Consider the following 12,464-nt stretch of genomic DNA (forward strand, 5'->3'; position numbering starts at 1 on the left):
AAACTTTATAACTTCGATGTCTCTTTTAAGATGGGTTGGTCTATCGCCTTAATATTTTCTGATTTATCCCACGCCGAAGCAGTTTGGGAGAATTCAACAGGACGTGGATCACATGCCATAATGGCAAAGGTCACCACTGCACAGAAGAGGATAAAAAATTGAGCCATAGCAGCCTGCTCCAATCAAATTGATGGCATGCAGTCTACGCTGTGATCATGACGATATCATTAAGTGCCTGTTATCAATTGAGTTTGATTTGATTCACTTTTGTAAAAAAAATGCACCTTGTAAGGTGCATTTTTTATGCTTAATTAATCAAGCAAATTACCAGCCTAGTGCATCTTGCTGTTTCTGAATGAGCGCTTGAATCCCCTGTTCTGCCATTTCTAGCATCGCATTGGCTTGAGCGCGGGTGAATGGCTTGTCTTCTGCCGTACCTTGAATTTCAATGAATTCACCTGCTTGGGTCATCACCACATTCAAATCCGTTTGACAGTTTGAATCTTCTTCGTAGCACAAGTCCAATAAGACTTCGTCTTTAAAGATACCGACAGAAATCGCAGCCACCAAACCTTTGAGTGGATCATGCTTAATTTTCTTTTGTTCCAGCAAAACATTCATGGCATCAACCAGAGCAACTGCTGCGCCGGTAATTGCCGCAGTACGTGTACCGCCATCAGCCTGAATCACATCACAGTCGATGGTGATGGTGTTTTCACCCAGTTTCTTTAAATCCACCATGGCACGTAAACTACGCCCAATCAAACGCTGGATTTCTTGGGTACGACCTGACTGTTTGCCACGTGCCGCTTCACGGTCACTCCGAGTATGGGTTGAACGTGGCAACATGCCATATTCCGCGGTGACCCAACCTTGTCCTTTGCCTTTCAGGAAACGAGGTACAGAATTATCAATACTAGCCGTACACAACACTTTGGTATGGCCAAATTCGACCAGCACAGAACCTTCGGCATAACGTGTGTAATTGCGTGTAATTTTTACATCACGTAATTGATCTAGAGTACGTTGGTCGATACGCATAATTCGCCTTTTAGATTGACTGAAATTCGTTGCGCCCAAGTATAGCAGATGCGCTCTCAGCAAATGGCATATCCGTGAAACAGTCGCTAAAAAACTCTGAGATAGACGTCAAATCGCTGGATTCAGGCGGAGCAAGATGCTGTTTTAATCAGCAATAAATTTGTTAAACTCAGTCAAACCCTGCTGAGTGTGACTATGTCGATAAGAGATGAACGCAAACAACAAAGCCGCCAAGCCCTCTTGGATGCGGCTTTAAGTTTAAGTTCGTCTGGACTTTCCTTTAGCAGCATGAGTCTGAGAGAAATTACTCGTTCTGTGGGATTAGTACCTGCCGCTTTTTATCGGCATTTCCAAGATAAAGATGAATTGGGCTTAGAACTGGTTGATCGGGTTGCCTTGCAGCTGAAACGGGTTTTACATCAGCTTAAACTTGCCACACTGTTTCAGCCCGATGCAGACATTGATCTGCATTTGCATCAATTCCTCAACGCAGTGCAGCAACACCCTGAATGGTGGATTTTTTTCAGTGCTGAACGTTGGGGTGGCTCTGCCTTATTACGACAGGCAATTGCGCGTGAAATTGATTCGCTGATTGATGACCTGAGTCATGATTTAAGTCAGGTAAAACAGCCCCAACATCTGTATTCGACGCAAGATTTACAGAGTTTGGCCAATATTTTGATCAACCAGTCTTTGAATTGGGCGATGTCATGGATCAACCTGACTCTTCAGGGCAAGTCCAACACCGATTCAATTCAACAACTACACTTTAAACAGCAAACCCAACGTCAAATTCAGCTTTTATTTGGTGGCATTGCCCATGTTGAACCCGCATGCGTAGTAGAAATACTGGACCATGAGGCATAAAAAAACCTGCAACAATGCAGGTTTTTTTCACGTTTTTGCTCTTATTTGGCTTTACGCTCTTTCTCGACCAAGTAGCTCACCACTTGCGTGACTTTGGCATCTTCACCTTGCACCACATACTTACCATTCACCACCACCGCAGGCACACCTGTTAACTGGTACTGTCGCGCCAGTTGCTGAGATTGTGCGACTTTAGACGTGATTGGGAAAGAGTTGAACATGCTGTTAAATTTAGCTTCAGGCACACCATATTTGCTAAAGAATTTTGCTTGCGACTGCTGATCAAAAATCTGTTGACCATTGACATGAATGGCATGGAACAAAGGCAAATGCGTATTTTTACGCACGCCCAATGCTTCAGAGACATAGTAACCACGTGCACCCTGCTCCCAGATCGGGTTCATGGCTGCCGGGGTACGTACAAAACGCACATCTTTTGGAATGTTCTTCAACCATGTTTGCATATGCGGTTCTAATTTAAAGCAATGCGGGCAACCATACCAAAAGAATTCACGCACTTCGATTTTTCCTGGCACCTCAACTTTGCCTGGGTTTGCAACTACAGTGTAGTCTTTCCCTGCTACAAAATCCGCGGCCATAACACTACCAGAAAATGCAAATACGGCCGTTGCAAGGCTACCCAAAAGGAATTTTTTCATTGCGTTTGTTGTCCTCTAAATCATTATGATGAGCTTATGCGAAAACTATAAAACAATTTAGTCGATTTCGTTTTCCTTCTGTGAACTTTTTTACTGCTTTTATCGCTTTTTTTAGAATTAACGCTACACTAGCCGTATTGATCTTTATATGAAAACAACTGGGTTGAGGTAGCACCAATGTCGCAATTAAATGTTGATCCGCAAGAAATTGCCAAATTTGAAGCCTTCGCTGCTATATGGTGGGATCAGCATTCTGAATTCCGACCTTTACACCAAATTAACCCGCTGCGCCTCAACTGGATTGATGAACGAGTCAATGGTCTCGCAGGAAAGAAAGTCCTCGATGTAGGCTGCGGTGGCGGCATTTTGGCAGAAAGCATGGCGCGTCGTGGTGCGCAAGTGCTTGGGATTGATATGGGTGTTGCTCCCCTGAATGTGGCACGTATTCATGCAGAACAAGAAGGCGTACAGAACATCGAATATCGCCAAGTGCCTGTCGAAGAATTGGCGCTAGAACAAGCAGGACAATACGATGTCGTGACTTGTATGGAAATGCTGGAACATGTCCCAGATCCTGCCTCGATTATTCAAGCCTGCCAAACTCTGGTTAAACCCGGTGGACATGTGTTTTTCTCGACCATTAACCGCAATCCAAAAGCCTATTTATTCGCGATCATTGGGGCAGAATATATTTTAAGAATGTTGGCCAAAGGCACACATGATTATCATAAGTTTATTAAGCCATCTGAGTTGGCGCATGATATTCGTCAAGCGGGCTTAAACCTAAAAGATATGACAGGACTGCATTACAACCCATTGACCAAACGCTACTGGTTGGCACCGAATGTCGATGTCAACTACATGGTTTATACTGTCAAAGCAGGTGCAGAATGAAAGCCGTTCTGTTCGATCTCGATGGCACCCTCATTGATACCGCCGCGGACTTCATTCGCATTATTCAAGGCATGTGCCGTGATGAAGGACGTGAAGTGGTCGATGCCGAACTGATTCGCACCCAAGTCTCTGAAGGTGCGCGTGCCATGGTTAAACTGGTTTATCCTGAACTTGCGGTAGATGATCCAGTGTTTCTGGCGCATCGCCAACGCTTTCTGGATTTGTACGGCGCAGATATTGCGGTAGATACCGACCTGTTCGCAGGAATGACTCCGCTTTTGGAAGAACTGGAACAGCAGAATATTCCTTGGGGCATTGTCACCAACAAACCGCGTGGACTGAGCGAATCTTTACTGGCTGCACTGAATCTGACTGAACGTTGTGCGGTATTGGTATGTCCTGAAGATGTCAGCAAAACCAAGCCTGATCCTGAGCCAATGTATTTAGCGGCAAAGCAATTGCAACTGCCTGCGGAACAATGTATTTATGTGGGTGATCATCCACGTGATATTGATGCAGGTCGCCATGCCCAGATGTACACGATTTTGGCAGCGTATGGCTATTTACCGCTGGCGCACAAAGATGACCTCGCCGCGTGGCAGGCGAACTGTATTGTGAACACCGTGACCGAATTACAACACGCGATTCAACAAAAACTTACGCTCAACAATGCGATAAATACATAAACTTGATGAAGTAAAAATAAGAAGGAGGTGACCATGAAATATTCCGAATATCAGCCTCGCCCAGATCTACTTAAAGATCGCATCATTTTAATTACAGGGGCTAGCGATGGCATTGGTCGTGCTGCCGCACTCAGCTATGCACTGCATGGTGCGACTGTGGTGTTACACGGTCGTACCTTGAACAAACTGGAAGTCCTTTACGATGAGATTGAAAGTTTGGGTGCACCGCAACCTGCGATTTTGCCGCTGCAATTGTCCAGTGCTTCACCGCGCGACTATGAACTGCTGTATGACACTCTAGATAAGCAATTCGGTCGTCTCGATGGCATTTTGCATAATGCGGGTATCTTGGGTGAGCGTACCGAACTGGAGAATTACCCCATTGATGTTTGGGATGATGTCATGGCCGTGAACTTGCGTGCGCCTTTCATTTTGACGCAGGAACTGCTGCCGCTGCTGCAAAAGTCAGAGCATGCTTCGGTCGTTTTTGCCAGTTCTGGCGTTGGTCGTCAGGTACGGGAAAGATGGGGTGCATATTCAGTGTCTAAAATTGCCATTGAAGCCGTGAGCCTATTATTCGCCAAAGAAAATCAACATCCGAATGTCCGTTTCAATTGCCTGAATCCAGGTGCAACTCGTACTGCCATGCGTGCCAAAGCCTATCCAGATGAAGATCCGAAAACCTTGGCAACACCAGAATCAATCATGCCAGCCTATCTGTATTTGATGGGCGATGACAGCCTACATATGAGTGGACAAAGCATTGATGCTCAGGATTGATGTGTTTTCGACTTGAGCTAGGTGAATAAAAAATCCTTTGTGACCTACAAAGGATTTTTTTACCGCCTTATAATCGTTTTATTTTATTAATTTCATAAATATATTCGGTTTTATAAATCAAATCATCCTCCTTAAACTGTGTAGACCTACTCAGCAGCACATTTAAGGGGAATTTTTTCATGACTGATTTACAGCACAAAGTTGAACTAATTCGTTCGATTCAATCCCTGCAACTGCCTGAAACACTGGTACACGCCCTAGATGACGCGCAGCAGGCCCGTGCTGTGATTGAAGCTGTAGATGGCTTGCAGCATCTGGTTGAACAGTGGAATTAACTGTTTTTTTGCCTTCGTGAACCCTCATGAAATCGAATGCCAGCGCTGAATCTTTGCACGCTTTGACCGCGTTGAAGGTACTGAACAGCACAACTTACCGCTTTAGAAAGATTTCCAAACTGGATGATTTCATGGATAATATTCTTAATTTATCTATTTTTTTAAAGAATTAATCCAATTCCTTCACAGTTTCTCTGCATTTTTTTCGTACATTAAGAACTGTGAAATGAACACATCGATAACGAGGGGTCAACATGAAGAAGACGATGGCAATATTGACCATTTCTTTCAGTGCATTGATGGCAAGCAGCCTGAGTTCTGCTGCACCCCACTTTGATAATCGTGGTGATGACCATCCCCGCAATAATCAAGGTAAGGGGCGCGACTTTCGTGATTTTGATCAAGGTGATGAACGTATTCAAGACAAACGCCGCATGCGTGAAGAACGCGGGGTGAAACGTCTACAGCAGCATCAATGGCAAACAGGTTATGTCATGCCGCAGCATTATCGTGGCAATGGCTATAAAGTCGAATACAAAGAACATAACTTGCCTAAACCTGGACGCAATCAACAATGGTACAAAATCAACAATGACTACATTTTAATTGATTCTGGCAGCAATGGTATTTTGCGCATTGTGAACGATTAAGCAGCTAGCAATTTCCTTTACCTTTTTCGCCAGTCTGGCTCATCTCTAGACTGGCTTTTTTTATGTCTACCCTTAGGCGATCCATCGCTCTCCTTGGTCGAGCCTGTTTTGCTTGTATCCCTTATATGGCAAGCATTTACAATCTTCGTTTTTTCTCCATCAAATTCACATTTGCATAATAGTGCTCTCATTATTTCTCTGCTGTTGTTCGCTACCTTTATCTCATCGGAACACATCAACAAACATTGAGGTACATCATGAATAAATTCGTTTCTGCTGTTATTTTTACCTTGGGTACCGCGGTGACCGCATCTGCAATTGCAGCGCCAACTTATGAGCATCGTTATGATGAACGCCACTATGCTGAACAGCATGACCGTGACTGGAAAAAAGAAGATGGTCGCTGGAATGACAAGCGCTATCAACGTATTAACCCAAGCCGTGATTGGCGCGTCGGTCAAACCCTACCACGCGGTTATGACTCTTCCCGCTATGCGGTAGATTATCGTGATGCAAAGCGCTTACACAAACCTGCGCGTAATCAGCAATGGTACAAAATTAACGGCGATTACGTCTTAGTCAACGAGCGCAACAACCGCATCCTGCATATTATTGGCTAATCTTTTCTTCTCGTGTGAATTCCCTTCCCTCGGCACCTTAACGCAAGTTAAGGTGTTTTTTTATCTAAGATTGTTCGCCTACCATTTTTTTGATTAAAATCGACTATTGATTCAATTTTTTTGAGATAGGCATGCAAGCGAATTCGAACGACGTATCACAAAGCACAACCTTACAATATGTGCACTGGTTTCGACATTCTGCACCCTACATCAATGCCCACCGCAACAAAACCTTCGTGATCATGTTTGATGGTGAAGCGGTACAGCATGAAAATTTTCAACATATTATCCATGATATTGCCCTGCTCAATTCCCTCGGCATTCGACTGATTCTGGTGCATGGCGCGCGTCAACAAATCAACCAGAATTTAAACAGCAGCGGACTAAGCACCCCATTCCATCAACACCGTCGCATCACCACGCGTGAGTCGCTGGGCTGTGTCATGAATGCCGTCGGCTCCATTCGCCTGCAAATCGAAGCTCTACTGTCCATGGGACTTGCCAACTCCCCCATGTATGGTGCACGCATTGATGTGGTTTCGGGTAATTTTATTACCGCCAAACCCTATGGGATTCGCGATGGCATTGATTTTCAGCTCACGGGTGAAGTACGCAGTGTCGATACCGATGCGATTCAGAAACATCTGCAACAACACAATATTGTGATGCTCGGACCCGTGGGTTATTCCACCACAGGTGAAGTCTTCAACTTACCTGCTGAAGAAGTTGCGACCAAAACTGCCATCAGCTTAAAAGCTGATAAATTGATTTTTCTGGGCAAGCAACACGGTTTGCAGAATGCTCAAGGTCAATTACAGCGTGAAATTACCCCACAACGGCTGGATCAATATATTGCACAATCGCAAGATACCAATCCTGAATTGGCGCAACAGTTACGCAATGCACAAATCGCCTCTCTCAAAGGCGTGCATCGCGTGCATCTGATTTCCTATACTTATGATGGTGCTTTACTGGAAGAACTGTTTACCCGTGATGGTTCAGGCACGCTGGTGACGGATGCGCATTATGAAGATGTGCGCATTGCAAATATTCAAGATGTCGGTGGACTGATCAATTTACTGCGCCCGCTGGAAGAGGACGGGATTTTGGTGTATCGCTCGCGGGAACGACTGGAAACGGAAATCGAGCAGTTTGCCGTGATTGAACGCGACGGTATGATTCTCGCCTGTGCAGCCCTGTATCCGATTCCTGCTCAGGAGAACGAATTACGCTCTGCCGAAATTGCCTGTGTCGCGGTGCATCCAAGCTACCGTAAATCCAATCGGGGCAGCCAAATCCTGCATTATCTGGAAGATAAAGCGCGCAGTCTGGGCATACAGCAATTATTTGTACTCACTACGCGTACCGCACACTGGTTCCTAGAACATGGCTTTGAAACAGCCAATGTCGATGAACTCCCGAATGCACGCCAAGCTCTGTATAACTATCAACGCAATTCCTTGGTATTTAAAAAGCGGATTTAAATGCACAGCGCATTACACGAATCCCCTATCCACACATAAAAATGCTTTACCCAGATCGCCATGATTTTGGTAAAGCCCTAATGCGACTTCCGTTCAATAGGGTTAATTTTCTGAGTTGATCCAATCACTGATTTAGCAGGATTTATGCTTTGTATATCTGGCAAGCTGCTGAAAAGCAGCTGATGCTATATATATTCATGATATAAGCTTATCCAAACGTGTTCAATAAAAAATAAATCCAATATTTTCATATAATTAAATAAATATAAATTTATATTTTATCTTTTTGCTAAATCAGTTTTTGCACTAAGTTTTGCAGCTTTTGATTTATCTTTTTTTTTCATGACCAATCCCTATTTTTTTATTTTTTTCGCATAAGAAAGCGCTATAGCGTATCTGCACAAGCTTATATCCATCCTTATCTTTTGCGGAATAACACCATCATGAGCAAGTCTCTTTCTACTACAACACGTCCATGGATTGTTTTGACTGTTGTGGCGGGCAGCATGTTCATGGCGGCTTGTAGCCCACAAAAAGCAGAAAGCACCACCTTAAACATTGGTTTTCAAAAGTACGGCATCTTACCAATTGTGAAGGAGCGTGGCACTTTAGAAAAAGCCTTGGCAGCGCAAGGCGTGCTAGTGAAGTGGGTCGAATTTCCTGCAGGCCCACAATTATTAGAAGGCTTAAATGTCGGCAGTGTGGCGTTGGGTGAAGCAGGTGAAGCCCCTCCAATTTTTGCCCAAGCCGCCAATTCCAATTTGGTTTATGTTGCCAATCAACCACCCGCGCCACGAGCTGAAGCACTGATTGTGCCGAAAAATTCAAACTTAAAGACCATTCAGGATTTGAAAGGCAAACGCGTGGTGCTGAACAAAGGCTCCAATGTGCATTATTTGTTGCTTAAAGTGCTTGAAGCCAATCAACTTAAACTCTCCGATATTCAAGTGGTCTATCTGCCTCCTGCGGATGCACGTGCAGCTTTTGAACGTGGCGCAGTTGATGCTTGGGTGATTTGGGACCCGTTCTTTGCGGCTGCCGAACAAAAGTTAGGCGCACGAGTACTTGCTACAGGGGACAAGTTGGTCAGTAACCATCAGTTTTATTTGGCAGATCGCAAATTTGCGCAGCAACATCCTGACATTTTAAAAACCGTGGTGAATGAACTCAATCAGACCACCACTTGGGTTGCTCAACATCAAGCACAAGCAGCGCAACTATTACAACAGCCGACGGGTTTACCCATCGAAGTCTTAAGCCGTTCCATCTCGCGGATGGGATTTGGGGTGCAGCCGATCTCCACTGAGGTCGCCCAGCAACAGCAATTTGTCGCGGATGCCTTTTATCAACAAAAGCTGATTCCCAACAAAATTGACATTCAAACCGCCATTTTAAAAACGACGCCATAATAATCAGGAACAGCAACATGAATACACTGAAAACAATAACTTTCGCTGGCATTACCGCACTCAGCCTTGCGCTCAGTGCTTGCCAAAAATCTGAATCAAGCCAAAGTCAAGTAGCTGACCAAAATACGGCTGAAGCCGTGGATACCCTCTCGATTGGTTACCAAAAATCTTCCCTGAATTTGCTGGTTGCGCGCCAGCAGAAGCTGTTTGAACAGGAATTTCCGCACGCCAAAATTGAATGGAAAGAGTTCCCTGCAGGTCCACAAATGCTGGAAGCCTTAGCAGTGGGTGCGATTGATTTTGGTGCCGTAGGCAACACTCCGCCGATCTTTGCCCAAGCCGCAGGCAAAGATTTGAGTTATGTCGGTTATGAGTTGGTGCCTGCCAATTCCCAAGCCCTGCTGATTCCAAAAGGCAGTGCCATTCAGTCTATTCAGGAGTTAAAAGGCAAACGCATTGCGGTACAAAAAGGCTCGAGTGCACATGAATTACTGGCAAAAATTTTGCAGAAAGCGGGTCTCAGCTGGCAGGACATTCAACCCATTTGGCTCCCTCCAGCAGATGCGCGTGCGGCCTTTGACAAACAGTCGGTGGATGCTTGGGCAATTTGGGAACCCTACCTCAGTGCTGCCGAACAAGATGCGCATGCCCAAGTGCTGATTGATGGGACGGCTTTCCCAAAAACCTATTCGTTCTATATCGGTAATCCGAAATTTATCGCGGCACATCCACAAGCCACAACGCAGTTTTTACATGGCTTGAATCAGGCGGATCAATGGGTCTTAAACAATCAGCCACAAGCCTTAAGCGTATACACCCAAAGCACAGGTTTACAGCCATCTATTGCCCAACGCGTGATTGATAAACGTCTGAAGCCATCTCCGATTCAGACCTTAAGCCCTGAAGTGGTACAGGCACAGCAGCAAATTGCAGATTTGTTCCAGCAGGTTCAATTGATTCCGAAAAATATTCAAGTTCAAACCACGGTTTGGGCAGCACCAAAAACTCACTAATCTGTAAAAATTGTAAGGATATTGATAATGAAAATTTTCTGGTTTATTCCCACCCATGGTGACAGTCGTTATTTAGGAACCAGCAAAGGCGCGCGCCAAGTCGATCATGCTTATATGAAGCAAATAGCAGTGGCGGTAGACAATTTAGGTTATGAAGGTGTGCTGATCCCAACAGGACGTTCATGTGAAGATCCATGGATTACTGCCGCCAGTTTAATTGATGCCACCCAGAATTTGAAGTTTTTAGTGGCATTACGCCCAGGGGTGACCACGCCTGCCTTGGCTGCGCGTATGGCAGCAACCTTTGACCGTTTATCCAATGGTCGTGTGTTGCTCAATCTGGTCACAGGTGGCGATGAACAAGAACTCAAAGGCGATGGTATTTATGAAGACCATGCCTCCCGTTATGAAACTGCCAGTGAATACACCAAAATCTGGCGTGAAATTCTAACCCGTTCGCACACCGGAGAATCCTTCAGTTTTCATGGCGAACACTTAAAAGTGGATGATGCCAAACTGCTTTATCCGCCTGTGCAACAACCTTATCCACCTTTATGGTTTGGCGGTTCTTCGGATGCTGCGATTGAGCTGGCCACCGAACAAGTCGATACCTATTTAACGTGGGGTGAACCCCCTGCAGCTGTCAAAGAAAAAATTGCAACTGTCCGTGCGAAAGCAGCCGTAAAAGGACGCCAACTCAATTACGGTATTCGTCTGCATGTGATTGTGCGTGAAACCAATGAGGAAGCATGGAAAGCCGCCAATGAGCTGATTCAGTATGTCGATGATGCAACCATTGCCGCAGCACAGCAAAAGTTCAAGCAAATGGACTCTGTAGGTCAACGACGCATGGCCGAACTACATAATGGCGATCGTACTAAACTCGAAGTCTCTCCAAACCTATGGGCTGGGGTTGGACTGGTGCGTGGCGGTGCAGGAACGGCGTTGGTGGGTGATGCGCAAACCGTAGCCGATCGGATTCAGGAATATGCCGATTTAGGCATTAGCACCTTTATCTTTTCTGGCTATCCACATTTGGAAGAATCCATTCGCTTCGCCGAACTGGTGTTCCCGCTCTTGCCTTTAGCCACCCGCAATAAATTGTCGCAACCGAATTTAACGGGACCCTTTGGCGAAATTGTCGCGAACAATTATGTCCCGAATCAGACTACGGCTTCGCGCCCTATTCAGGAGTCTGCTTAATGTCCAAAATTACTGCGGCTGAAACTTTCTCTCAACGGAAAGTTTCACGTGGAACAAAACTTGGGCAGCGTTTGCTGCCTTGGTTGTTCCCATTTTTACTAATTTTGATCTGGCAAATTGCTTCCAGTACAGGTCTGCTACAAAGTCGAATTTTACCTGCTCCCACAGCCGTGGTCAGCGCATTCTGGCATTTACTAATCAGTGGTGAACTTTGGCACCATGTCAAAGTTAGCGCAGGACGTGCCTTACTCGGTCTGGCGATTGGTGGCGGTCTAGGTTTGTTGTTAGGACTGCTGAATGGCTCATCCAAAACAGCATCGACCCTGCTGGATACCACCTTGCAAATGATTCGAAATATTCCTGCCTTGGCGCTGATTCCACTGGTGATTCTCTGGTTCGGGATTGATGAAACGGCAAAGCTGTTTTTGGTGGCGGTTGGAGTATTTTTCCCGATTTATATCAACACCTACCACGGCATTCGTTCGGTCGATCCGCAACTGATTGAAATGGGCAAAAGTTACGGACTCAGTCGTTGGGAGCTGTATAAAAATATTATTTTACCTGGGGCAATGCCCTCTATTTTGGTCGGCTTACGTTTTGCACTGGGCTTGGTTTGGGTACTGTTGATTGTGGCCGAAACCATTTCTGCCCAAGCTGGCATTGGCTACATGACCATGAATGCCCGCGAGTTTTTACAGACCGATGTGGTTCTGGTCGGCATCTTACTCTACGCCCTATTGGGTAAACTGGCAGATGTCCTTGCAGTGAGCTTAGAAAAATACTTATTACGCTGGCACCCTGGCTATCAAAAATAAGGAGCAGA

At 45.4% G+C, this 12,464-nt stretch carries 15 protein-coding genes; 12 read left to right on the top strand and 3 right to left on the bottom strand.

Features of this window, described 5'->3' with window-relative positions:
- Positions 1 to 5 precede the first annotated feature (5 nt).
- Both GWK51_RS14270 and rph read right to left on the bottom strand, forming a co-directional pair.
- Positions 6 to 167: an ABZJ_00068 family colistin stress protein gene (locus GWK51_RS14270; protein WP_161934207.1), complete on the bottom strand. Its 162-nt coding sequence runs from the start codon at positions 165 to 167 to the stop codon at positions 6 to 8.
- Positions 168 to 324: 157 nt separating this feature from the next.
- Positions 325 to 1,041 carry a ribonuclease PH gene (rph, locus tag GWK51_RS14275; RefSeq protein WP_142769829.1) on the bottom strand — a complete coding sequence of 239 codons (717 nt, stop codon included), beginning with the start codon at positions 1,039 to 1,041 and terminating at the stop codon, positions 325 to 327.
- Between the two features lie 195 nt (positions 1,042 to 1,236).
- Here rph and GWK51_RS14280 point away from each other — a divergent pair, with 195 nt between their 5' ends.
- A complete protein-coding gene (locus tag GWK51_RS14280; protein ID WP_161934208.1) occupies positions 1,237 to 1,908 on the top strand; it encodes a TetR family transcriptional regulator in 672 nt (223 codons plus the stop codon).
- 41 nt (positions 1,909 to 1,949) lie between these two features.
- Here GWK51_RS14280 and GWK51_RS14285 read toward each other — a convergent pair whose 3' ends face one another.
- Complete coding sequence (locus GWK51_RS14285; protein WP_100242332.1) at positions 1,950 to 2,567, bottom strand: thiol:disulfide interchange protein DsbA/DsbL; 618 nt, start codon at positions 2,565 to 2,567, stop codon at positions 1,950 to 1,952.
- Positions 2,568 to 2,744: 177 nt separating this feature from the next.
- Here GWK51_RS14285 and ubiG point away from each other — a divergent pair, with 177 nt between their 5' ends.
- From ubiG to ssuC, 11 genes are all read left to right on the top strand, one after another.
- The gene (gene ubiG, locus GWK51_RS14290) at positions 2,745 to 3,461 is read left to right on the top strand and encodes a bifunctional 2-polyprenyl-6-hydroxyphenol methylase/3-demethylubiquinol 3-O-methyltransferase UbiG (protein ID WP_142769831.1); all 717 of its coding nucleotides are present in this window, start codon (positions 2,745 to 2,747) and stop codon (positions 3,459 to 3,461) included.
- Complete coding sequence (locus tag GWK51_RS14295) at positions 3,458 to 4,147, top strand: HAD family hydrolase (protein WP_161934209.1); 690 nt, start codon at positions 3,458 to 3,460, stop codon at positions 4,145 to 4,147. Before ubiG ends, GWK51_RS14295 begins: the two co-directional genes overlap by 4 nt.
- A 33-nt stretch (positions 4,148 to 4,180) precedes the next feature.
- Positions 4,181 to 4,927: a YciK family oxidoreductase gene (locus tag GWK51_RS14300; protein WP_161934210.1), complete on the top strand. Its 747-nt coding sequence runs from the start codon at positions 4,181 to 4,183 to the stop codon at positions 4,925 to 4,927.
- A 179-nt stretch (positions 4,928 to 5,106) separates the two neighbouring features.
- Positions 5,107 to 5,262 carry a hypothetical protein gene (locus GWK51_RS16490; protein WP_171519186.1) on the top strand — a complete coding sequence of 52 codons (156 nt, stop codon included), beginning with the start codon at positions 5,107 to 5,109 and terminating at the stop codon, positions 5,260 to 5,262.
- A 254-nt stretch (positions 5,263 to 5,516) separates the two neighbouring features.
- The gene (locus tag GWK51_RS14305) at positions 5,517 to 5,912 is read left to right on the top strand and encodes an RcnB family protein (protein WP_100242336.1); all 396 of its coding nucleotides are present in this window, start codon (positions 5,517 to 5,519) and stop codon (positions 5,910 to 5,912) included.
- A gap of 257 nt (positions 5,913 to 6,169) precedes the next feature.
- Positions 6,170 to 6,532, top strand: coding sequence for an RcnB family protein (locus GWK51_RS14310; protein ID WP_161934211.1), 363 nt, complete (start codon positions 6,170 to 6,172; stop codon positions 6,530 to 6,532).
- Positions 6,533 to 6,663: 131 nt separating this feature from the next.
- Positions 6,664 to 8,016, top strand: coding sequence for an amino-acid N-acetyltransferase (gene argA / locus GWK51_RS14315; protein ID WP_161934212.1), 1,353 nt, complete (start codon positions 6,664 to 6,666; stop codon positions 8,014 to 8,016).
- 443 nt (positions 8,017 to 8,459) lie between these two features.
- Positions 8,460 to 9,425: a sulfonate ABC transporter substrate-binding protein gene (locus GWK51_RS14320; protein ID WP_161934213.1), complete on the top strand. Its 966-nt coding sequence runs from the start codon at positions 8,460 to 8,462 to the stop codon at positions 9,423 to 9,425.
- 17 nt (positions 9,426 to 9,442) lie between these two features.
- Complete coding sequence (locus GWK51_RS14325; protein WP_161934214.1) at positions 9,443 to 10,438, top strand: aliphatic sulfonate ABC transporter substrate-binding protein; 996 nt, start codon at positions 9,443 to 9,445, stop codon at positions 10,436 to 10,438.
- A gap of 27 nt (positions 10,439 to 10,465) precedes the next feature.
- On the top strand, positions 10,466 to 11,641 hold the full coding sequence (gene ssuD / locus GWK51_RS14330) for an FMNH2-dependent alkanesulfonate monooxygenase (RefSeq protein ID WP_161934215.1): 1,176 nt from the start codon (positions 10,466 to 10,468) through the stop codon (positions 11,639 to 11,641).
- Positions 11,641 to 12,456, top strand: coding sequence for an aliphatic sulfonate ABC transporter permease SsuC (gene ssuC, locus GWK51_RS14335; RefSeq protein ID WP_161934216.1), 816 nt, complete (start codon positions 11,641 to 11,643; stop codon positions 12,454 to 12,456). Before ssuD ends, ssuC begins: the two co-directional genes overlap by 1 nt.
- Positions 12,457 to 12,464 lie beyond the last annotated feature (8 nt).

Origin of the sequence: Acinetobacter kanungonis (assembly GCF_009939195.1) — a bacterium.
In the GTDB taxonomy this organism is placed as follows: domain Bacteria; phylum Pseudomonadota; class Gammaproteobacteria; order Pseudomonadales; family Moraxellaceae; genus Acinetobacter; species Acinetobacter kanungonis.

Excerpts from the sequence above, each read along its gene's own strand:
- GWK51_RS14270 (WP_161934207.1), bottom strand. The coding sequence starts at position 167 with ATGGCTCAATTTTTTATCCTCTTCTGTGCAGTGGTGACCTTTGCCATT.
- rph (WP_142769829.1), bottom strand. The coding sequence starts at position 1,041 with ATGCGTATCGACCAACGTACTCTAGATCAATTACGTGATGTAAAAATT.
- GWK51_RS14280 (WP_161934208.1), top strand. The coding sequence starts at position 1,237 with ATGTCGATAAGAGATGAACGCAAACAACAAAGCCGCCAAGCCCTCTTG.
- GWK51_RS14285 (WP_100242332.1), bottom strand. The coding sequence starts at position 2,567 with ATGAAAAAATTCCTTTTGGGTAGCCTTGCAACGGCCGTATTTGCATTT.
- ubiG (WP_142769831.1), top strand. The coding sequence starts at position 2,745 with ATGTCGCAATTAAATGTTGATCCGCAAGAAATTGCCAAATTTGAAGCC.
- GWK51_RS14295 (WP_161934209.1), top strand. The coding sequence starts at position 3,458 with ATGAAAGCCGTTCTGTTCGATCTCGATGGCACCCTCATTGATACCGCC.
- GWK51_RS14300 (WP_161934210.1), top strand. The coding sequence starts at position 4,181 with ATGAAATATTCCGAATATCAGCCTCGCCCAGATCTACTTAAAGATCGC.
- GWK51_RS16490 (WP_171519186.1), top strand. The coding sequence starts at position 5,107 with ATGACTGATTTACAGCACAAAGTTGAACTAATTCGTTCGATTCAATCC.
- GWK51_RS14305 (WP_100242336.1), top strand. The coding sequence starts at position 5,517 with ATGAAGAAGACGATGGCAATATTGACCATTTCTTTCAGTGCATTGATG.
- GWK51_RS14310 (WP_161934211.1), top strand. The coding sequence starts at position 6,170 with ATGAATAAATTCGTTTCTGCTGTTATTTTTACCTTGGGTACCGCGGTG.
- argA (WP_161934212.1), top strand. The coding sequence starts at position 6,664 with ATGCAAGCGAATTCGAACGACGTATCACAAAGCACAACCTTACAATAT.
- GWK51_RS14320 (WP_161934213.1), top strand. The coding sequence starts at position 8,460 with ATGAGCAAGTCTCTTTCTACTACAACACGTCCATGGATTGTTTTGACT.
- GWK51_RS14325 (WP_161934214.1), top strand. The coding sequence starts at position 9,443 with ATGAATACACTGAAAACAATAACTTTCGCTGGCATTACCGCACTCAGC.
- ssuD (WP_161934215.1), top strand. The coding sequence starts at position 10,466 with ATGAAAATTTTCTGGTTTATTCCCACCCATGGTGACAGTCGTTATTTA.
- ssuC (WP_161934216.1), top strand. The coding sequence starts at position 11,641 with ATGTCCAAAATTACTGCGGCTGAAACTTTCTCTCAACGGAAAGTTTCA.